Origin of the sequence: Maledivibacter sp., from assembly GCA_025210375.1 — a bacterium.
In the GTDB taxonomy this organism is placed as follows: Bacteria; Bacillota; Clostridia; order Peptostreptococcales; family Caminicellaceae; genus JAOASB01.
Map to the genome: position 1 here is coordinate 218,939 of JAOASB010000037.1, position 22,812 is coordinate 241,750.

General features: G+C 31.6%; 23 protein-coding genes. 5 read left to right on the forward strand and 18 right to left on the reverse strand.

What is annotated here, in order from left to right:
• Positions 1–21: 21 nt before the first annotated feature.
• The 15 genes from N4A68_13825 to N4A68_13895 form a co-directional block, all read right to left on the reverse strand.
• Complete coding sequence (locus N4A68_13825; GenBank protein ID MCT4565375.1) at positions 22–456, reverse strand: transcriptional repressor; 435 nt, start codon at positions 454–456, stop codon at positions 22–24.
• Between the two features lie 350 nt (positions 457–806).
• Positions 807–1,508: a DNA/RNA nuclease SfsA gene (sfsA, locus tag N4A68_13830; GenBank protein ID MCT4565376.1), complete on the reverse strand. Its 702-nt coding sequence runs from the start codon at positions 1,506–1,508 to the stop codon at positions 807–809.
• A gap of 184 nt (positions 1,509–1,692) precedes the next feature.
• On the reverse strand, positions 1,693–1,941 hold the full coding sequence (locus N4A68_13835; GenBank protein ID MCT4565377.1) for a DUF1292 domain-containing protein: 249 nt from the start codon (positions 1,939–1,941) through the stop codon (positions 1,693–1,695).
• A gap of 56 nt (positions 1,942–1,997) precedes the next feature.
• Positions 1,998–2,417, reverse strand: a complete 420-nt coding sequence (gene ruvX / locus N4A68_13840; protein MCT4565378.1) for a Holliday junction resolvase RuvX — start codon at positions 2,415–2,417, stop codon at positions 1,998–2,000.
• A gap of 16 nt (positions 2,418–2,433) precedes the next feature.
• Positions 2,434–3,384 carry an aldo/keto reductase gene (locus tag N4A68_13845; GenBank protein MCT4565379.1) on the reverse strand — a complete coding sequence of 317 codons (951 nt, stop codon included), beginning with the start codon at positions 3,382–3,384 and terminating at the stop codon, positions 2,434–2,436.
• A gap of 24 nt (positions 3,385–3,408) precedes the next feature.
• Entirely contained in the window at positions 3,409–5,556 is a 2,148-nt protein-coding gene (locus N4A68_13850; protein MCT4565380.1) for a hypothetical protein, read from the reverse strand.
• A gap of 179 nt (positions 5,557–5,735) precedes the next feature.
• Positions 5,736–6,011, reverse strand: a complete 276-nt coding sequence (locus N4A68_13855) for an IreB family regulatory phosphoprotein (protein MCT4565381.1) — start codon at positions 6,009–6,011, stop codon at positions 5,736–5,738.
• Positions 6,012–6,133: 122 nt separating this feature from the next.
• Positions 6,134–8,782: an alanine--tRNA ligase gene (gene alaS / locus N4A68_13860; GenBank protein MCT4565382.1), complete on the reverse strand. Its 2,649-nt coding sequence runs from the start codon at positions 8,780–8,782 to the stop codon at positions 6,134–6,136.
• An 850-nt stretch (positions 8,783–9,632) separates the two neighbouring features.
• Complete coding sequence (locus N4A68_13865) at positions 9,633–10,859, reverse strand: AI-2E family transporter (protein MCT4565383.1); 1,227 nt, start codon at positions 10,857–10,859, stop codon at positions 9,633–9,635.
• Positions 10,860–10,931: 72 nt separating this feature from the next.
• Complete coding sequence (locus tag N4A68_13870) at positions 10,932–11,117, reverse strand: YtxH domain-containing protein (protein MCT4565384.1); 186 nt, start codon at positions 11,115–11,117, stop codon at positions 10,932–10,934.
• 101 nt (positions 11,118–11,218) lie between these two features.
• Positions 11,219–11,758 carry a PRC-barrel domain-containing protein gene (locus N4A68_13875; GenBank protein ID MCT4565385.1) on the reverse strand — a complete coding sequence of 180 codons (540 nt, stop codon included), beginning with the start codon at positions 11,756–11,758 and terminating at the stop codon, positions 11,219–11,221.
• A 393-nt stretch (positions 11,759–12,151) separates the two neighbouring features.
• Entirely contained in the window at positions 12,152–13,036 is an 885-nt protein-coding gene (locus tag N4A68_13880) for a sulfotransferase (protein MCT4565386.1), read from the reverse strand.
• Positions 13,037–13,086: 50 nt separating this feature from the next.
• On the reverse strand, positions 13,087–13,968 hold the full coding sequence (locus N4A68_13885; protein MCT4565387.1) for a hypothetical protein: 882 nt from the start codon (positions 13,966–13,968) through the stop codon (positions 13,087–13,089).
• A 261-nt stretch (positions 13,969–14,229) separates the two neighbouring features.
• Positions 14,230–14,682 (reverse strand): hypothetical protein, encoded by a 453-nt coding sequence (locus tag N4A68_13890; protein MCT4565388.1) that lies wholly within the window; start codon positions 14,680–14,682, stop codon positions 14,230–14,232.
• Positions 14,683–14,812: 130 nt separating this feature from the next.
• Positions 14,813–15,277, reverse strand: coding sequence for a hypothetical protein (locus N4A68_13895; protein ID MCT4565389.1), 465 nt, complete (start codon positions 15,275–15,277; stop codon positions 14,813–14,815).
• A gap of 406 nt (positions 15,278–15,683) precedes the next feature.
• On the opposite strand from N4A68_13895, the gene N4A68_13900 reads away from it, so the two are divergent.
• The 5 genes from N4A68_13900 (at position 15,684) to N4A68_13920 (ending at position 19,789) form a co-directional block, all read left to right on the forward strand.
• Positions 15,684–16,190 (forward strand): DUF3794 domain-containing protein, encoded by a 507-nt coding sequence (locus N4A68_13900; GenBank protein ID MCT4565390.1) that lies wholly within the window; start codon positions 15,684–15,686, stop codon positions 16,188–16,190.
• A 19-nt stretch (positions 16,191–16,209) separates the two neighbouring features.
• The gene (locus N4A68_13905; GenBank protein ID MCT4565391.1) at positions 16,210–17,367 is read left to right on the forward strand and encodes a DUF3794 domain-containing protein; all 1,158 of its coding nucleotides are present in this window, start codon (positions 16,210–16,212) and stop codon (positions 17,365–17,367) included.
• Between the two features lie 95 nt (positions 17,368–17,462).
• Entirely contained in the window at positions 17,463–18,050 is a 588-nt protein-coding gene (locus N4A68_13910; protein ID MCT4565392.1) for a hypothetical protein, read from the forward strand.
• Between the two features lie 13 nt (positions 18,051–18,063).
• The gene (locus N4A68_13915; protein MCT4565393.1) at positions 18,064–19,026 is read left to right on the forward strand and encodes a Fic family protein; all 963 of its coding nucleotides are present in this window, start codon (positions 18,064–18,066) and stop codon (positions 19,024–19,026) included.
• Position 19,027: 1 nt separating this feature from the next.
• Positions 19,028–19,789 (forward strand): hypothetical protein, encoded by a 762-nt coding sequence (locus N4A68_13920; protein MCT4565394.1) that lies wholly within the window; start codon positions 19,028–19,030, stop codon positions 19,787–19,789.
• A gap of 380 nt (positions 19,790–20,169) precedes the next feature.
• On the opposite strand, the gene N4A68_13925 is transcribed toward N4A68_13920, so the two are convergent.
• The 3 genes from N4A68_13925 to N4A68_13935 are packed head-to-tail and all read right to left on the reverse strand — an operon-like array spanning position 20,170 to position 22,685.
• Entirely contained in the window at positions 20,170–21,618 is a 1,449-nt protein-coding gene (locus tag N4A68_13925) for a hypothetical protein (protein MCT4565395.1), read from the reverse strand.
• 46 nt (positions 21,619–21,664) lie between these two features.
• Positions 21,665–22,147: a hypothetical protein gene (locus tag N4A68_13930; protein ID MCT4565396.1), complete on the reverse strand. Its 483-nt coding sequence runs from the start codon at positions 22,145–22,147 to the stop codon at positions 21,665–21,667.
• A 55-nt stretch (positions 22,148–22,202) separates the two neighbouring features.
• The gene (locus tag N4A68_13935) at positions 22,203–22,685 is read right to left on the reverse strand and encodes a DUF3794 domain-containing protein (GenBank protein MCT4565397.1); all 483 of its coding nucleotides are present in this window, start codon (positions 22,683–22,685) and stop codon (positions 22,203–22,205) included.
• Positions 22,686–22,812: the final 127 nt, after the last annotated feature.

Consider the following 22,812-nt stretch of genomic DNA (forward strand, 5'->3'; position numbering starts at 1 on the left):
CTGTAACCGAAGCTACAAGATTTATTTACACTTAGAGCATATTCCAAAGAATTTTACTTTATGATCCTTTATCTCAAAACCATAATTTTTCTCTATCTCTTCTTCTAAATGTTCTAACAAGTCTACTTCAACTTCTATTACTTCACCGCATTTAGTACATATAACATGATGATGTTGATGCTCATCGGTATGGAGATTCAACTCATATCTAGCACACCCATCATCAAAATTGATTTTAGTTATAATTTCTAAGTCATCTAGTAATTGTAAAGTTCTATATACTGTCGCTAATCCAATCTCCGGACAATCTTTTTTTACTAAATCATATACCTCTTCGCTAGATAAATGTTTACCTTGACTTTGTATTATTATATTTAAAACAGCTCTTCTTTGGGGAGTAAGCTTATACCCTTTTTCCTTTAAGACATCCTTTAATTTGTCAACAGAATCAATCATATATAAGACCTCACTTATCAATTAATAATCTCTGTAAATATAAGTGTACTCAATTAATTATCAATTGTCAATAATAATATGAAAATCCAGCGAATTTTTGATCATTTTTTCCCTTTACTGAACAATTATGCCATACTCCTTAGCGAACCTTATGAACGCTATATCCTTTGCACTATAAGGGTTTAAAGTATATATTCAATATAACATTCTGTATTGGATATTTTTCATAAACACTTTCTCCAATTCACATTCTGAATTTATCATATTTCAACCATATAATATTAATTTTATTGTTTAATAATGATTATTATTGTTAATTGTGTATTATACAATTTGCTCACTTAATCCCCTTAATTTATAATAACCGGTATTTTCTTTTTTATACTAATATCATTTAATGTTACGTTACATATATATGCATAGAACTCCACCCCTTGCCCGTGGGCTTTTTTAACAGCATCTGAAAAATCTTCATCCATGTCTCTATTTGGGGTAAATAATACAGCATCCTCCCGTTGTATAATAAAGAATACAGCCGCTCTATACCCTTGCTGCTTAGCCTTAATAAGCTCTAGGATATGCTTACGTCCTCTTGTGGTAGGAGCATCGGGAAATTTAGAAATATTGTCTTCCTTTACAAGTGTTGCACATTTACATTCAATCAAAACATTTTCTTGGCTGTTGCTTAGTCCTATATCGAATCTGCTATTACCAAAACTAACTTCCCTCTTTATATGATCATACCTACCGAAACCTTCTATTCCGCCTTCTCTCAGTGCCCTTTCAAGAAGTTCATTAGGCATTTTAGAATCTATGAGAACTAATATATCATTTTTATAAACCATTACTAGATCATAGTTAGTTTTTCTTTTAGGGTTATCAACCTTTCTTACTATAACCCTTACCCCTTTAATCAAAAGCTCCTTCATTCTTCCAGTATTAGCAACATGAACTATTTGTATCTCATCTTCAACCAAAATATGGGCTATAAATCTGTTTACTCTTTCAACAAAAACTCCTTCAATTAAATCTCCTTTTATTTCAACCCTCAAAATCATGCCTCCTAGAACACAGCGAATTGATTGCTGTGTTAGTTCTAAGTTCTAAGTGGTAAGTTCTAAAATTAAGGTCGTAACTCTTAGGTACTTTGCGACTTAGCTTGGTAGTTTATTTTAAACCCCAAAAGAATGACCTGAAAACTTAGAACTTTGAACTTACAACTTAGAACTTTTTTACTTACTCATCCTCTAGTAATTCATCATAGGCCTCAGCAACCATATTGATTTCTTCATCATTATCGACATATTCCAATATTTCTTCTCCATTTTCTCTAGCAATTTTAAATACTAAAGCTTCATCTGTCTCTTCATCTAATGGAAGTAGTATAGCATACTCTGTTTCATTAATTTCTAAGGTAGCTATCACCTCAAATTCTGTTTCCTTGTTATTTTCATCCATTAAAGATATTATATTTCTTTCTTCCATAACTTTGATCACCTCATATAAATTTATTGTATTTCATAACTTTTACAAATCCATGGTTAGATACCTATACTCTTACTATCTAAATACCCCTGAAGAATATACACTGCTGCTACTTTATCTATAACCTTTTTTCTTTTTTTTCTGCTTACATCCGCTGATATAAGCATCTTTTCAGCCGCAACAGTTGTTAATCTTTCATCCCATAGAACTATTTCAATATTAATTTTTTCTTTAAGTTTTTCAACAAAGTTTAATGTCTTTTCTCCTTGAGGCCCTAGGGTTCCATTCATATTTTTAGGTAAGCCTACTACAATCTTTTCTACATTCTTTTCAGAGATTATTTCTCTTAGTCTATTGATTGCAGCTTTATTGCCTGTTCTTCTTATGGTTTCAACCCCTTGAGCAGTTAATCCCAATAAATCACTAACTGCCACACCAATGGTTTTATCTCCTACATCTAAACCCATTAATCTCATATCTTTATTTTCTCCTTTAAACTACTTTAATACAAAACTCTGGACAATAGCTGCTGCAATATCCACATAATACACATTTTTCTCTATCCACTATCAATTTATCATTTTGTATGGAAAGGGCATTTGATTTACAGGCCTTAACACATCTGCCGCATCTTTTGCACCAAAAATCAATATGCAGCTTTCTATTCTTTTTGGATAATTTACTTTTTATCTCTTCGGGTATGGGCTGTCCATTAAATCTACAAACATTGGCTATAACCTCTTCTTCTCTTTGCATTCCAACCGCTATAGAATCAAGAAATGGTAGATTTAAAACAAAATCAAAGCAATCATCTATACGGCTTAGCAAATTACCTCCGCCCAAGGGCTTCATTCCGTATATTCCCTTTCCCTTATCCTTAGCAGACTTTATTGCATTGGCCATATCCTCCACCGTTCCATCCATTATTCCCAATCCATTCTTATTGATTAGTGGATGTATTATATCTATTTCATCCATATTTGTTGCCGCTCTTACGCCTGCCACATTATGTGTAGAGATACCTACCCCTCTAATATAACCCTTTTCTTTCATTTTTATAAAATATTCCAAAGCTTCATAGTGTCCCTTAAGGGTATATTCATTTTCCTGTTCATGTAGAAGGAAAATATCAACATAATCTCTACCCAATTCCTTAAGTGCCATGCTAAGACTTTTTTCAGCAGTTTCATTTGAGTAAGAATATGATTTAGTGGCAATAACCACATCATCCCTACCCCTATTCTTCAAAGCCTCTCTTATATGACCATGGGTTCTATACAGCTCAGCAGTATCTATAAAATTGACTCCCCTATCTAGGGCATGTCTTATTACACTTGCACCTTCCTTTAAGGATAAATTAGCTTGTAATGGGCCTATGGTTAAAGCCCCAAAACAAAGCTTTGAAACCCTTATCCCCGTATTTCCTAGTACATTATAATCCATAATTAATACCTTCCTATAATAAAACTACGATCTCACTACCTCTATAAAAATTAAGTACATCAAGCTTATTGCTAAAAAAATTATGGATGTAGCCGAAGCTATTACCCCTGAATCGTTAACTAGAAAAGCTACTATACAAGAAATCAATATTCCCAGTAGCCCAATAGAAAGATTCTGGTATTTATCAAATATTTTTTTTGCAATGCCAAAGGGCCTGTAAAATAGGATACTTAAAAATATAAGCGAGGTAATCAGTACCTTACTCCATATTGTAACACTAAACACCTTTATATTCATTGAAACTTTTCTTTTTATTATAGAAAAAATAGCATTTACTCCACCATTATTGATTTGTTTAATAGCATTGGCTAGATGGGAATTACTTTCTAGAAGATATAAGTCCGCTAGTGCTATCAAAGCTATGCAGACACATATCGATGCTATGATATAAAAATAATGGGTAAGCTTCAACTTGGAATTATAAAGCCTAAGTATCACAAACATAAATGCAAATACAGCGGTTATTGTCCCCCCCACATTGGCCCCCAATTTAGGAAATCCAATAACAAAAGCTATAATAGCAAATATCATAATAGAGAAATTTTTATTTATTTTATATCTATCCAATAGGGCCATAGTAAAAACTAAGGATGACCCAACTAAAATCCCCATAAATTCATTTCCTACCCCATAATACCTCGCTCCGATTATTGGATCATATCCTAGAAATGACATCTTAATCAATCTGGAGTTTAGAATAATGTCGGTAGTCAATAATAAACAGGTCAAACCAGATAGAAAGATTATGCTGTCCATTGGTTCTTTCCTAATACTTATAGAAATAAATATCATTACTATAGTTATGATTATTATTTTTATAAAAACATTAAAAATACTAGCTGATTTCCATAGGGGTAAAATAAGTAATGCTGCTGGAATAGCCATATTTGAAAGCAAAAAATACTCAAATACCCTATAAAATCTAAGTCTATGTTTCCCAGAAAGCTGAATCACTATAAATGCTATAAAAGAGACAATTATTTCATATACGGCAAAAGTAAATAATACCGACATCCTATTTTTATAAACAAAGGCAGTATCATTATAAAGCTCTTTCATATATGAAAGTTTATCTTGCTTTCCCAATATATATAATGGTTTTCCTGTAAAATAATTTGTATTACTACCGAAATAAACAGCTATATAGGGAGCAATATCAATATTCCCTATAATTCCCTCTCTCCTCGTTGTATCAGAGGATATGACCCCTTCGTCTATTCCACTACCCGCTAAAATAATTGGAGTTAACTTTTTCCCAGATGATGAAGCCGTAGAAGAAGGAGTTGGACTTAAAAGTAAAACCCTAGTATTTTCTTTATCCAATAAGCCATACACCTTTTTTATAAAAGCATCTATATCACTTAAAACTTTAGTTTTGTGCTTTTCATACATATCCGAGGTTAGATTAGAACTATATTTTTCGAGTCTATATAAATCTCCAAGCTCTAAAATAATAATATCCGATTTTTCTAGAGATTCTTTAAAACCCTGTATCATTAACTCATAATCAGTTGCTAAGCCAAATGGATAATTAAGAGTTTTAACATTTGTATCATCTACTACCCCATAGTCAACAAGTCCATATTCATCCATACCCATTAGTACTCCAAGTCTAACTTTTCTTTCATCGGTATCAGAATTTCCAAGTACTGAAATCCCATTACCATTCAAGCCTAGGCTGTTTCCCAATGCTCCCACAATAGGATTAAAGTTATTCCTACTATTCAAATCCCTTAGTCTAGCTATATCCAGATTGGCTATTTCCTTATACCTATCCTCATACCCAGTACGTCTTTGATAAATAGAACGATTTCCATCATCTAACTCTACCGACCTGGAAGTATAAAAGTTAGCTTCAGCCCTTGTTCCACAACCAATTGTAAGGGTGGAGCTATAGTCATTACTACTTCCTGAGGCCCTAGTATTCATAAGACCAATACCGTATTTTTCTGCCAAAGCCTTAGTAAAAGCCATATCTTCAATATCTTCAAGATCAATTTTATTTACTAAAAACACCACAAACTTTTTTTCATTAGACTGGGAATATGAATAGAATGAACCTAAAACTATAAAAACACTTAGTAGAATCCCAAATTTTGTTGCTTTTCTCACTATATTTCGCTCCTATTAAAAGATTTAGAACTATACTTTAAAAACAAAATCGATAGCTTAAACTTTTTAGCTAATAAATAAGTATAATCCTAAAGCTGAAGAATCTCTTAGGTATAGGGTTTTCACAGTATAAGTCAAAGTCTATACTAAAATCCCTATATAGGATTCCAGCCAAAACTTTAATTGGAACTCTCTATATCTTCTCCTAAATAGCTCTTCAACAATTCCTCTAACAATTCATCCCTTTCAAGCTTTCTAATGGTATTTCTAGCATTATTATAGCTTGTAATATAGGTAGGATCTCCAGATAAGAGATATCCTACTATTTGGTTGACAGGATTATACCCTTTTTCCTTAAGTGAATTGAACACACTTGATAGAATATTTTTTACTTCACTATCCTTATCTTTTTCGACGTTATACATCATAGTATAGTTATCAAACTTATCGTTCATATAGTTCCCTCCAAATATTTATTTGCTGTTTATTCTATTATTATACACTACCTCCACAATTTCCTATTAATATTTTTTAAGGGAGTGCCTCAAAGGATCATATTTTGAAACACCCCTAAACATTATATTGTAAGCTGTTTAACTAATTCCTCAACCTTTGAAAGGGCATCATCTATCTTTGAAGCATCCCTTCCACCAGCTTGGGCCATATTAGGTCTTCCACCTCCGCCTCCACCGGTAATCTTTGCAACTTCTTTAATTATTTTTCCTGCATGTACTCCCCTTTTAACAGAATCCTCCGAAGCCATTGCCACTAGGTTTACTTTTCCATCCTTATCACTTGCTAATACAATAAGACATGAATTTAATTCATCCTTCAATTTATCCCCTAGATTTCTTAAGCTATCCATATCTAGATTAGGTATTTTACTTGCTACCACATTTATTCCATTAATTTCTTTACTAGTCTCTAAAATATCATCCATCGAACCACTTGCTAATTTATTCTTTAGACTTTCATTTTCTTTCTGAAGCTTCTTCATATCATTATTAAGAGTCTCAATCTTTCCTTCAATATCATTAATATTCGCCTTAAGTATGCCAGATATACCCTTAAGTCTATTATCTAAATATGATATATATTTATAGATTTCTTTTCCCGTTATAGCTTCAATTCTTCTTACTCCAGCTGCTACACCCGCTTCACTCAATATTTTAAACATTCCTATTTCACTGGAATTAAGGACATGGGTACCACCACACAATTCAATACTAAAATCTCCAACACTCACTACTCTAACGGTTTCTCCGTATTTTTCACCAAACAATGCCATTGCACCTATTTTTTTAGCTTCATCGATACTTGTGTTTTTTATGTCTACATCTAAGGCTTCAAATATTTGTTCATTTACTCTTTCTTCCACCTTTATTAAATCTTCCCTTGAAACGGCTTCAAAGTGAGTAAAGTCAAATCTAAGCTTTTCCGGTGTAACTAAGGAACCTGCCTGCTCCACATGGCTTCCTAATACTTCCTTCAATGCTTTGTGTAGTAGATGTGTAGCTGTATGATTTCTAGTGGTATTCATACGTCTTTCCATATCCACTATAACCTTTACTTCTTCATCATTTTTAAAACTACCTTTTACTACTATACCTTTATGAACTATATGTTCTATAGCTCCACTCTTTAATTTACTAGAATTAGAAACCTCAATTTTTGCATCCTCATTATAAATTACACCAGTATCTCCAACCTGTCCACCACCTTCTGGATAAAGGGGTGTTGATTCAAGTATTATGCTTACTTCATCTCCTTCACGAACCTCATCAACCATTTTTCCATCCTTAATTAAGCCTAATACTGTTGTATATATACTAAAGTTATCATAGCCAATGAAATCCGATTTAGCCTTTTCACCGATTTCTATTTCGTGTCCAGATTCCCAGCCTAGTTCTTCCATATCCTTTCTTGCAGCCCTTGCTCTTTCCCTTTGCTTTTCCATTTCCCTGTTAAAGCCTTCTATATCTATGCCTATGTTTTCTTCTTCGAGGATTTCTTTAGTTAAATCTAATGGGAAACCGTAGGTATCATATAGCTTGAAGGCTTCTTCACCTAATAGGATCTTCTCATCTGACAACATCATTTGGTGAATATAATCCTTTAATTTTTCTATACCTTGATCAATTGTTTTCTGGAATTTTTCTTCTTCCACAGAAAGAATTTTCTTTATATAATCCTTTCTTTCTACTATTTCGGGATAGGACTCTCCATATACATCCATAACCTTATCCGTAAGGCCAGCTAAGAAGCTTTCTTCAATTCCTAAAATCTTGCCATGCCTAGCAGCTCTCCTTAAAAGTCTCCTAAGAACATATCCTCTACCCTCGTTGCTTGGTAAAATACCATCACTCACCATAAAGGTTACTGCCTTGATATGATCGGTTATTATTCTGATAGATGTATCATCCTTTTCACTTTTACCATATTCCTTATTAGCGATCTCTAGTACACCATTTAAAATATGCTGTATTGTATCTACTTCAAAAATCGTATCCACACCCTGCATTATACATGCTACTCTTTCAAGTCCCATTCCAGTATCAATATTTGGATTTGGAAGCTTATGATAATTTCCCTCTTCGTCCTTCTCAAATTGTGTAAATACGTGATTCCAAAACTCTACATATCTGTCACACTCACAGCCCGGCTTACAGTCCTTACTGCCACAGCCATACTTTTCTCCTCTGTCATAATATATCTCTGAGCAAGGTCCACATGGTCCAGTTCCAATTTCCCAGAAGTTATCCTCTTTGCCTAGCCTAACTATTCTTTCCTCAGGGAAGCCAATTTCTTTACTCCAGATATCAAAGGCTTCATCATCCTCTTGATATATTGTTACCCATAATTTCTCAATAGGTAACTTTAAATATTCACTGCAAAATTCCCATCCCCATGAAATGGATTCCTTCTTAAAATAATCTCCAAAGGAAAAGTTACCAAGCATTTCAAAAAATGTTGCATGTCTTGCTGTTTTCCCGACATTCTCGATATCACCTGTTCGTATACATTTTTGACAAGTAGCCATTCTGTTTTTAGGTGGTGTTTCTACACCCATAAAAAACGGTTTCAATGGAGCCATACCTGCATTTATAAGTAGTAAGCTTTTATCCTTTTCTGGAACTAAAGGATAACTAGGTCTAACATGATGACCCTTACTTTCAAAAAACTTTAGAAATTTACTTCGTATTTCATTTAAACCCATCTTTTCCATAAGATTTTCCTCCTTGAAGTTTTGTTAATTTTTAAATGCTATTTTGTATAATATTTTGAAAACTAAGTTTTACTTGGGACTCCATATATAGATATTTTATAGCTTACCCAATAAGCTGAAACTAAAACTTAGCCTTGCTGTTAAAAGTGCAAATAAAAAAACCCTCATTCCTATATAAACATATAGGGACGAGAGTATGCCCGCGGTACCACCCTAGTTATTACCCTTTGGACAAAAGTGAAAGCCGTCTTTTAAGGTAATCTCTTAATAGCATTGTAACGTATGCAAGTCGTTAGCTTCTAATTATACTTTAGGTTAAACCCAGATTATTCATAGTAAGTTTAAAAATATTTAGGATAGTTTTGATTTCTAAGGTGTTTATCGAGTTCGAAGGCATACCAAAACGGTACGTCGAGAATTTGATGAATGCCTTAGAAACAAAAGGACGTAATAGATTTTTGAATTTTCTATGAATACTATGGGTTAAAGTATATTTTTCAAAGCTAAAGCTCCAGAGCTGCTTCAGATACCCTTGATTAAAAGTCTTTCAGCCTAGGGATTATAAAAACTAACTTTAAATATCCCTACGTACTTTTTCTCTGTAAATCAGGTGTAACCTACTATTCTCCATCATAGCTAGTATAGAGCTGACAATAAACTCTCTATAATTAACTTTTTGTGTTGATTATATATAATATGTACATATTTGTCAATAGAGCAAATTGCATAATTACAATCCTCAAAAATTTACTACTACATATAGTCTTAAATCCCCTAGAGGCATACCACATTTATTGTGTAATTGTGCCAAGTTATAATTATGCAATTTCCTAAATAGCGTAATGAGCCTTTATATCTTAACTAATATTTTCATTATATGATTTAGCACTACCCTTATGCTGGCAGCAATTGGAACAGCAAATAATAGTCCTACTATTCCAAACAATTCGCCTCCAATAAGTAGGGATATAATAACAAAAACAGGATGCAACCCAACACTGTCGCCAACTATCTTAGGTTGAATAATAGCACTTTCTATTTGTTGTATGATGAAAAATGCTACTATTACCCAAACAGCTTTAATGGGCTTGTCTAACAAGGCTATGGCCACTCCGGGTATAGCTCCCATTATAGGGCCAAAATAGGGTATAACGTTAGATATCCCTGCTATAGCTCCTATAAGTAGTGCAAACTCAACCTTTAGAATCAACAAAGCAATTACGCTTAATATGCCAACTAATGCTGCAACAACTAACTGACCTCTAATAAAACTATTTAAGAGCTTGCTTATATCCTTAAATATGCTTATTACTTCAGTTCGAATTATTTTTGGTACAGATAATAGAACCTTTCTTTTAAAATACCTGGTATCCTTCAAAAAATAAAATGTATAAATTGGAACTAAAACTATTCCCACAATATTTGAAAAAATATTTAATCCCTTTTCAGTTATATCCTTAAACAAATCTATTAAATATAGCTGTATACGATTTAAGTATTCACCAAAAGCTACTTGGACTCCAATAAATTCTGGGGGAAGATTACTCACACTGTTTAAATATTGTATATAGATATTATTGGAAAATTCAATGGCTTCATTGGTATACTCTGGTAAAGATTCTGCAAATTCCTTAACTTCAACTGAAATTTTTGGGATAATTGTCATAGAAAATACCAATAGCAATAAAAAAATCCCTAAATATATAATCACAACGCTCCAAAACCTAGATAATCTCAAATCACACATTTTATTAACTAAAGGATTTATAAGATAAGCTATGACTATTGCCCATAGTATAGGTATCAATATTGAAATAATTATGCTTCTAAATATGTACAAAAGTAAAATTATCAGTATAACAACAATTGATAAAAATATTATCAACTTATACCTTCTATCTAGCTTGATTTTTTTTCTATAGACAACATATTTATTTCCAATATTAATCAAATAATATATTAAGAAAATTAAAAACAAAAAAACTAAGATATTAACTATTAATTTTGAAAGTATATATGTATAATCTAGGGTTTCTGATCCCAAAAACAATGATATATGACATAGTCTTCCACTCATAGGCATCACCATACAATCATATTTTTTTAAAAGCAGCCGTATAGCAACCAGCTGCTTTTAGCTTAAGCCTCTTTACCTAAACATATTCATATTTGTTACTGCTTCCATTGCTCTAGAAGCATTTCTAGCCATTTTCATTCCTTTTCTCATCATTTTTCGTCTTTGTCTTGGTGTAGATCTATTCAAAGCATACATTCCTGCTGTAACACCTAATACACTTCCAGCTATGACACCAGTCATGAACCTATTGTTGTTCATTAGTTTACACTCCTTTAGATTTATTATATATATTGCCCATATATAGAGAGTTCAAATTAAATTCTCCATTTAAATCCCTATATATTTATTTTGTGGAGAATTTAATGTTCTAATTCAAGTAATTTTTTCAAGCCTCCTACGTTTCTCAAAATGCTATTTTTTATGTCTTTCAATATGAACACCTTATTTTTTTCAAATCTAATTGAATTATTAAATGGAAGAATCTCTATCCCATTAAAAATGTCATCAACTAAACCATTGGTAATAACAAAGCCTAATATATTTCCACTTTTTTCTTCAAATATTATATCCTTTATAAAACCTAGCAAATTTTCATCTTCTCCTACGACTTCGGTTCCTGAGATCATTTCATTTTTTTTGATAAAATTATTTTGAAAATCAAAATTATTCATATGCTGCATATTTTTTTTAAATTTTACTATTACTTTATTTTTATTTATTCCATAGATACTATTAAATGGTATAACTCTAGTATGATGTATTAAACTGCCGTGATCGACAACTAAACCCACTACACAAAATGAGTTCAAATCCAGGATAGCGTCCTTAACCTCTCCTCTAAACTTTCTTTGTTCAGTACATACTATAGGAAAACCAATTATATCGCTTACTTTTAACATTTTATCACCACGCTTTTTTCTTATGGACCAGTCTTTTTAGTTACAAGTTCCACGTGCCAGGTTGCAAGTACTTAAGCCATTCTTTTAAGCATCTCTGAAATCATTTTTAAAGTTTAAAAGTATGTTTTAGATATGAGGAAATTGCATAACTCTTACTTGGCACAATTGCATATGCGAATATCATCCTATATTTAATTGCTTAAGATATAAGCATATTTGATGGTATAGCTTTGAAGATTTTTAAACTGCATGTAGTAGATGGTTTTTATAGAAAGTAATTATGCAATTTGCTAATATTATTATTTTCTCTTATAGGCAAAAAAATAATGCACCAAAAAGTACATTATTTATAGCCCTAATAATAAAGATATTATTTTATATTTGCTCTTTTCATTATCTATTTAATCCCTCCACAGTAAAACCTAAATTTATCACTTCATTAATTTGATTTTCTGTAAATATGCTTAAATCATTTTTCCTATATCTTCCTGACGTTCTAGGCTTTTGAGGTAAAGTATATAGAAATTTTTTTCTAACAATGGGTTTTTTTACTTCTAAAAAGTCAATCATTCTATCTATTTGCTTCTTAGGTTCTAAATATAATTCATCAAATTTTAACAAGATAAAGTTATTCCCTAGAAGTTCTCTTCCTTTTCTGATTGCTTCTTTATTAGATTTTATCCAATAATTTAATGAAGCCTTCGGCAATCTTGCCCCATCATTTGGTATGTTTATTCCAAATAAGCTTCCCCAATTATGAAGCTGATATTGATTTTCACTAAACGCCATATCTAATCCATGCCTAATTACATGTATATACTTCATTTCCTTAAAATATTTGCTTAAATTCTCTAGGTATATATGGGAGTTGGGTTCTTTAAATCCCCATCCTAAATATTGGTTTAAATCAATCTCTTTATATTTTGGAATATTAGACAGTCTTTTATCTACCCATGCTTTGTTTTTGTTATCAGAATAAAAGTCTTTTATCATAATCCGATTTATAAAATCCATGTCTTTTATGGATGAATCAAATCTTGTTGTCATTATCCCTTCAAATACTGTCAATCCCTTCTTTATTTCTCCCCAATTATTACAGTTAGATAGATACCATCTTGGTCTTTTAAATAAAAAGGTAAATAACAGGTTGTCATTTGCATGATTTAAGTCACAGCCTAAATAAAAACCAATTTCTTTTATTAGTTCGGCAACAATCCTTGTACCACTTCCACCAACACCACCAATGACAATTGGTCCTTTGATTATATTATTTTTCATCAAATACCTCCCAGATAATCAAGAAAAAGAGTTTATATATATCCATTATCCTAAAATTTTAATATAGCAAAGGGCTCGGGATCGTCACCCTTATATACTTGGAGTAGTTTATTAAATTCCTTTATTCCTTTCTTTGCTCCTGGATGTTTACATACCTTTAAATTTAAATAACCTTTTTTATTAATATGATTATGATAATGAATAATATATGGATTTAACTTTTTATGAAAATAACTATTATTTATAGGTGTTACAATAGAAAAATTCATTTCAATAGGTAGTATAGTAACTTTCATCTTTGTTTTTTGCAATGCCAATGCCAGTGCTATTTGATCAATAAAGAAGGCAAACTTATCTAGTTGTTCATTAATAGAAATTAATTCATGTATATGGTAGATCCATGTATCATATAGGACTTTACGATAATAACCTGGTACAATTAATACGCCACTGTTAAAATAGGGCAGTATTTTTTTTCTATCATATCTTGATATATACTGTATAGAAGGGATTTCTAAATTGAATTTTCTATAAATTTTTTCCCAGAATTCTAGGGGAGGCCCTTTAAAACCTACTAGGCTCGCTTTAAATCCTCCGTCATCTAAAAATCTTGTAAAATTCCTGCATACAATGGTATCATGATCAAGTAATATATACCAATCATATCCTAAATCCCTTTCTAGCATACGTACTTTATTATTATGTGGAAATTTGGGATGTACAGGTGTACTGTTGATGATTTTGACTCCTAATTTCTCAAGCTCCCTTTTATATTCTTCCTTGGGTTTGGCCATAAAAAAAGCTAACCGGTCTAATTTAGAAATCTCTCCATTTTGTCTATCGATACTTAAAAATAGATTTCTTAATTTGATAAAATATTCGGGCTTGTTTTCACCAATGCAGCAAATTGCCCCATTTTTACTATCCTTCATAAAGACCTCCTTATCTTTTCCACTTTCTTCTTTAAATAAGACCACCCATATAAAATAAGTGTTCCAAGCTGCCTAAGAATCCGAATTTCTTGGTTGTTGCTGAAATCTAGAACCCTTACATATATCTATATATACTTCATACTCTGGGTTTTAGCGTGCATAAAACTTCAGATTTTTAGGCAGCCTGACATCTTGTAGACTTTGTCTACAAGATGAACCACCTATATAAAATAGGTGGCATACAAATATTAATATAATGATTTAACATTTAACACAATCACAGGAGTCTCCATTGCATGGGTCACAAGCGGCTTTTTTTATTTTTATTTCAGTTCCCACAGCTTGCTTGCTGACGATGACCCTAAACCTACTAGGTTTCCCTGATTTTGGTACGCAAATATCAAATTGATAAAATCCCATACAATCTGTAACACCATGGGCTACCCCTTCATATTCCTTACCTTTACAATCGCCCTTGCTTAGCTTCACTAGCTTAACCAATGCACATTTTACTGGATCACCATCACAGTCTCTAACCTGTCCCCACAATCTAATTGTTCTAATTTTTTTCACTTCTAAATCTGCCCTTATTTCACATACCTTGGTGTTCTTATCTATTTCTATAGCCTTTGTAACATTACCCACTACGGATTCACATGTATCATTAACTGGAGGACATTCAATATCGCACCTTATTTCACTATAATTTGCCATTAAAACTACACTCCTTTTTTTATTTTTGGAAAGCCAATCAAACTTTTACTTTGATCTTCTGCTTTTCCAATAATATAGTATGACAACTTGTTACAAAAGTGACAACCCTAAAAATATCTTTTGTTTTAAGCTAGTGCTTTAGCCATATTATCTTTTCTGAATTCTTTAGACACAAATTATATTCTTCTCCATAATCATAGGATTCTGAACCATCTTTGTTTTTATCTACAAAAATAATTACAACTAATGGAATGTCTCCATTGGTAACACAAATATCAAATTGAAAAAAACCTATATGATCACATATACTTTGAGCAATGGTTTTTAAAAACACTTTTGAATCCTTTTTCATCTCCCTTGCTAGCTTTACCATAGCAAAGGGTACTGGTTCTTTATTGCAATCCTTTACTAGTCCCCAGAGTCTTACATTTTTTCCCCTCTGCACTTCAATATCAGCCCTTATTTCATTTGCTTCTATATCTTCACTGAGTTCAATATCCTTTGATACATTACCAATTATAAATTCGCTGTCCCTTTTAGTAATCTCATATCTACCATAGCATTCATATCTATTATGCTCTCCAACCATAATCATTCCACCACCCACCTTCCTTTTCTGTCCCTTATCAATACTATTTTATGTATTGATAAAACAGAAGTGATTATTTCTTGGTTATGCCAATACCTAAATCCCTATAATTAAGAATAATTTCTATTTTTCTTTAATAGAATTCAAATATAAAGCCTTGGAACCATTTATGTAACAATATTTGAATCAGAGAATAATATAAATTGAAAAAGGTCTACTGTCTTAAGCAACCTTTTTTAAAACATGGCATCTACTATAGAGATTGCGGTCAAAACTTTAATTTATAAATATCAAAACTCCCCAGAAATATCGGATATTTTGCTATATATAAATTAAGATTTGCCTTAAACTCTCTATATAGGGATTTTAGTATTCTGAACTAACCTAAATAATGTAATGAAGGAGGAAAAAAATGTCTGCGTGCCCTTCTAATAATTTAATTGAATATGTTGGTGTTGCTAATAATCTTCCAGATACGGTAACTAATTTTTCAGAATTTGTTAATGAAGAAATTTTAATAATACCAAAGCAAAAGCCTAATATAGAACAAATCACAAGGGTTTCATCAAATGTAAAAATAGTTAGTACAAATGCAGTTAAGAATGTAAGCAACTCTGCTGGTCCTTTTGGCTCCTCTGTTCCAGGCTTTTTAACTACAGGATGGGTTCTGACTGTCGAAGGAGCAATTTGTGAAGTGATAACCTATGTCGCCGATGATCCAACTCAAAGTCTTCATTCGGCACATTTTGTTAAACCATTTAGTACAATACTGGCTTTACCATCGGACTTTGATCCAACAAGTACTATTACTGTAACCCCATTCATAGAGAATATATGCATTGAACAGATCGACTGCAGAAGAATGTTTAAATGTGAATTAATTTTGATCAATGCAACTGGAATACAAACATTAACTTGAATAGTAGGAGGTGAAAAATATGGCATGTATAGTTAAAGATTTAATTAAACTCTGCGGTATAGCTGACACTCTTCCCAATGAAGATGATATAGTTGCTCTAAACCAAATTACTGTTGAGGAAATTGTAAAAGTTCCACCCCAAAAGCTTGATATAGAACAGCTGCTTTCGGTATCGGTAGAAGTATGTATAGAAAAGATAAGTCATATGTATGCTGTTACTCCTGGAAACTTTGAAGGCTTTGTAGTCCCCTTTGATAGGCAAGATCAGCAACCATTTTCTAATTCTGGAAGCAAACTAGCTATAGAAGGGGTTTTAAAGCAAAAAATCCAATATGTAGCCGATGAACCGGAACAAAGTGTCCATGCAATACACACTGAAAAGAATTTTAGTGCATTTATTGCTTTACCATCAAATTCATTCACTACTAGGGCCGGTTTATTTCCACCGGGAATTACCACTTGGATAGATGCCATCGAACAGGGCTTTGTTACTGTAACTCCATTTGTCCTAGATATATTTGTAAGACAGATTAATAGAAGATGTATCTTTAAAAATATAACCATATTATTAAATGTAAATCTCAATCAATTTAATACCACTATACCTAAATTTGAACCCTGCTGTACTCCCGCACCCTGTTGTTCCTCATGCGGCATGGATTCAGATAGCTTCGATTGTAATTTCAAGGACATGATTCAAATAAGCGGTATAGCTAAGGAAGTCCCTGGGTTTGATGGTGAAGTACCCTTCCAACAATTTGAAATAGAAGAAAATCTAACAATCCCAGATGCAAAACCAAATATTGAAAGCATCACAAATGTTTCCTTAGAGGTAGATGGCCTTTGCTCAAGCTTAGTTAATACTCCTTCTGGCACCGGTCCCGACGGAAAAATTCTTACTGGTACAAAGCTATTTGTAAAGGGTATATTAAAACAAAAGGTTGAATATATTGCTGATTTACCGGATCAACCCATACATGCAGCCCATTTTAATGTTCCTTTCTGTACTTATATAGTATTACCTGAAAACTATGATCCAAATAGCGCTGTACAATTAGAAGCTGTTATTGAAAATGGATTTGTATCACAATGTGGCCCAAGATCATTATTTAAAAATATTACACTGGCAATTGTTGCCATTGTAAATGCTCCCACCGAAATAGATGATAACTGTTAATTATATAAATTAAAATTATGAGTATTCGATCATGCTTTATACATGATCGAATACTTTCAAAAATCTTAAATCTAAGTTAAAGGAAGATATATCTTATGGGAAATTTCTATTTTTCAAAAACCCATTGTGACAGGGTCTTGGAGTATATTAGGGATATCCAAAATGATGCCACAGTAAAAAACTTATTCAAGGAATGCATGGAATATGGTGATTTATATCTTATCGGTGGTTGCATAAAGGATATTGCCTTTTTCAATAAAAAACCTAAGGATATTGACCTAGTAATAGACTCATCTGTAGACACCCCAATTCGATTAAGGGGTAGTGAAAAACTAGATATTAAAAGAAACTACTTCAATGGTAACAGAGTGTCTTATAAAATGCTTCGCTTTGATATCTTTAATTGTTATGATTTATTAGATAATATCCATAAAGCCGCAAGATTTAATGTGGATTGTATATTAATTAATCTATCAACTGGCGATTACAATGCGGACATATATAATCAAGGGGTTGACAGCGGAGAAATTCGTATAATCCCAAATTCAAAGCCAGATTGGATAGATTATTATGACCACAGAAGGGGAATAAAACTGCAAGATACTTTAAAGCTTAGCTTTGATTATGCTTTATTTCAGAAAGCATCTGACACCCCACACCTTTTGCTATATAAAAAACAATAACGAGGATATTATTATGATGTCATTCAGAAAATCCACCTTAGAAAATATAATTATAGATAATAATACTTTACATAAAATAATGGAGATTCAAAACATAGAATTAGAACATAAATACATAAAACAATATTTTCCATGCCCCTATAGGATCATGGAAGAACTTATGATAATTCAAAGCTTTAGAAGGGGCCCCCAAGTATTGGATAGATTATGGCCCAATAACCATATAGCCCCTATTATTTCATTTTATTTTAATAACAAGCTTGTTACCTCGGGAGAAATTCTAGGATATAGGAATAGTCTAAAATTTATAAGAGAACATTATAAAAGCCTCGAGCTGTGTCCTGATACCATCTTAAAAATCCACAGAATTCTAAATGATTACTTTAATGCTCCAAATCAAAAAAAAGGTTGCTGGAGAACAGTTGATAATACCATAGCCGGCCATCAAAGGGAAAACAAATTGGATATTGTATGGTATTGCGTTCCACCAACCCATATTGAAGAATATATTGTCAATCTTTGTTCCTGCTACAATGATTATTCTATGAAGGGAAATATGGAGGAATTAATATTGATAGCAGCATTTATTTTTGACTTTATGCATATTCATCCATTTATTGATGGTAATGGAAGAATGGCTCGATTACTCTTGAGGCTACTTCTATACAAAAATGGATTTGAGAACACTAAACATCTAAATTTTGATAGCTATATTTATAAAACCCGTTACAATTATGTAAAAGCATTGATCAGCTCCCATAAGGGATGGTATCAAGGTAAGCATGATTTAGGTACATGGCTGAGTTATTTTCTTGACCTCCTTTTAAATCTATACAAAAGCTTCGATAAAAACATAGAGATGCTCAAAAATCATACAGAAAAAACAGATGAAATAATTTCAAAATTAGATGATGTAATAAAGTATTTGGAAAAAAATGATACTTTTCTAAAATTAATATCCATAAGTGGAGAATAAAATGGTTAATAACGATATAATACATGTTTTAAATAGGAATATCGATTACTTATATAATTCCTATGAAGAATTTTATAATTTGATTTTATTACTTGAAAACAAGGGTAATGTATACTATTTTGGTGGTGCTTTGAGGGATTATTTAATGGACAAAACCCCAAAGGATATAGATATAATAACAGATGTAGATTTGAAAGCTATAGAAAGGAGTTTCTCAAAATATATAAAATACAAAAATATATTTCATGGTTATAGTCTGAACATCAAATCACTGCAGGTTGATCTATGGAATATTAAGAATACATGGGGTTTTAAAAATTCAAATTTGGACCCGGAGTTTAAAAATATACCATATACGGTTTTTTTCAATATAAACTCGATTATATATAATAAGAGGGACTGTAATTTAATGTACTCCAATGTTTTTTTAAAGGGAATAAAGGATAAAAAATTAATGATAATACTAGATAAGAATCCCTTGCCAACACTATGTATACTAAGGAGCCTAATATATTTTTTAAGATATGAAATGATTTTAGATGAAAATCTAATACAATATATAAAGAATTGGAATAATAAATCCCATAGTTATGACGACATTATTAATTTACAATTAATAAGATATGGGAGAGTGATACTTGATAGGAACATCTGTCAAAAATTGCTTGAAGGCATATGCAATAACAGCATCATATGCTATCAAGATTTTTATAAACAATATTCATACACATGTCAATTTCTTAATAAAGCTCTAGATAATTAATCAAATTGCATAATTACTTTCTATAAAAATCATCTATATAGATTTCCTAAAGTTAAACTTAATTTATACATATCAAAATATCCAATGTCTCTAGGGATTTTTGATGTGTATGAATTAACTGTTTAACTGGAATATCTATAGATGTGGGATTTTGAAAATTAATAAAAAAACGTTCAACCCGACAAGAATTTAGAGAAAACTTTATCTTCAAGCTTTGTAACGCTCCCGTTCAGCGTCCATGCCTCATGGCCTAAGAACTGACGTCCTGTCAGTTCTACGAATTTTTCACAAATCCTTCAGATAGTTTTCTTACTAAATTCTTGAAGTCATTCTCTTTTCTTTTTATTAATTTTCTTCCATGAAAGTCCCTATGGATGGGATCAAATAATTCTTGGTCTATATTCCACTTGTATATAGGAAGCATCTAAACTAGTAATTTGCATGGTATGATTAGTATTTAAATCTAAACCATATATGTTATAATATCCTGAATTATTAGCCCCATAAAATATTGTCTCTTCATTCACCCCCCAATCATAATCACTAATTGAGATATTGCTAATATTTTTTGTCAGATTAAAGGTTTTATTCTTATTAACATGATGTAAATATATGTCTTCCGTTGAACAATTGTTAGCAATATATGTTATGTATTTACCCATTGGCGAGAACTTTAATTTTTTCAAATTAAAGATATTATTTGGGACTGCCACATGCTTTTCATCAAGATTTTTTATATTGATAACACATATACATGGTTTTCCTAAATGGTTATCATGGATGTAAACTATATCATTTTCTTTACTCCAATTGAAATCCTTTATATGACCACAATTTGTGATTTGTTGAGAATATGCTCCCAAGCTATCCATCATATATAAATTTTTTGTATTATAATGGATTTTGAGATAACCTATTTTTTCCCCATCATAGGAACATTTTGGATTATAGCTTTTCACAAGGTCGTCTCCAAATGTCAATTGCTTAGAGCTTAAGTTCTTTATATTTATTGAAAAAATGTCTTTAGTGTTTCTAATATTGCCTGTAAGATATATTTTATCCCCTTTATTATTCCAGCAATAACTGGTTATACCCCCATGCCTATTATGCTCAGTAATTTTTCTAGTTCTCTGGGAATTCAAATTATAAATATATAATGAAAATTTTCCTTCTTCCTTAGCTAAATATGAAATTTCATTTCCTGTGGGAGACCATTTTGGACATATGTTTTTGTCCTTTTCCTTTATGGTCAAATTTGTTGGATTTATACCATTATCATAGCAGATGAAAACATCACTCTTTTGGTTGGAATTAACATTTGAATAGCAAATTTCAAATGTTGGTCTAAAAGTTCCTAGTAGAAGTGAAAATACATTTGTAAATATATTCCTTTCATTAATTTTCTTTATCACTATATCCTCTATGTAAAGCTTACAATAATAACGATTTTCCTTTAAGAGCCATTTTATATCTGTTCCCTTTATGGATTTAGGTACTACTATATAAGCACTCTGTATAAATGTGTTTTCTATAACATGGATGCTCTGCGTCGTGGAGTCAGTGGAATAAAGAATTTTTTGTTTTAATTCAATTTCAGCAATAAGCTTACATCCCGATATGTATTGCCCTTCTTGTGACTTCCCCTCCATAGTCTCAATTATCTTCATAGATAGTATCTGAGGATCAGCTATAACTGAAATTATCTGTTGAATATCTGGCATATTATCACATAGGGTTATTATTTCCCTGAAGCCGATTTGAGAAAAATATTTTATCTTCTCTTTATTAAATTTTGATATACCATTTTTTTTGATAGAGGCCTTACCCATTACCATATCCCCCACTGTTAAAATCATTTTTTATATAGTAATCAAGCTAAATGGAATCTAAATTGACAACATTTAATAGAATCATATCACTAAAATAAATTTTTCGTTTATTTATCTGTTTTATAAATATGTCTTCATTATAAGCCACTATATCTACCCTGGATTCCGTTTCAAATGTACTATCTAAAACTATATAAGTAGAGAAATGCAGACCAAGATTAGCTGAATGAACTGCCTGACAAGTATCACAGTCCACATACTCAATAGTATGAATAACCTCTCCATCGACAACTAATATTTTCCCAGTTAATCTCTGGCCTCCTAAAGAAATGGATTTAGGTGAATTTATTAATCTTTTTTCATTTATTTTTACCATAGCATTAACCCGTAGAAGAAATCCAATATCAGTTTTTTTGTCTATCAATCTTGATATCCCTTGAACTTGAATCTGTTTAAAATTTTTTAGATTAGACATATCCTCTATTGAAGTCCCCATTATTTCAAGCATTTTATTATATTGATACTCCATTGCCCTTCCTCCTAAATCTATCCATGCAAACTTCATTTTAATACCTTGCAAATAATTATTCCTTTACCACCGCTTCTAGTAGCAAAATTCCATTCAAAAATAATTTTCTTTCATCAATTTTCTGAATAAATATATCCTCAATATAAGCTCTTATCTCAATAACACTATTCTGGGTAACATTATTAGGCACTACAATATAGCTGCAGAAAGGGATTTTAAAGCATGCCGTATAAATTGATTGTTTTATATCGTCACATGCATATTCAATTTGCTCGACTAGTTCTCCTTCAATTATTATTTTTTTACCTGTCAATACTTGCCCTTCAAGGGAAGTCCCTACAGCTGTTGAGATTACCCTTTCATCGGTTATACTTATATCGGTCATGACTTTAATCACTTTCTTAATATTGGGTTTAGGATACAGTACTATTAGGTCTTCCTGTATAAATATATGATTAAAGCTTTCCTTTATTAAACAAAAATCTTCTTTATTTGATAACCCCGTATACTGTATTGCATTCTTTATAATACTAGTCATATAAAATCCTCCATAGCCCCTATTCCCATGATTATCCCAGGAAAGTATTGTAACATGTAAATTATTTATATAAAAATTTAGAGAGCCCCTTTAACAATTTAGGATTCTCTAAAAACAAATTTTTGTT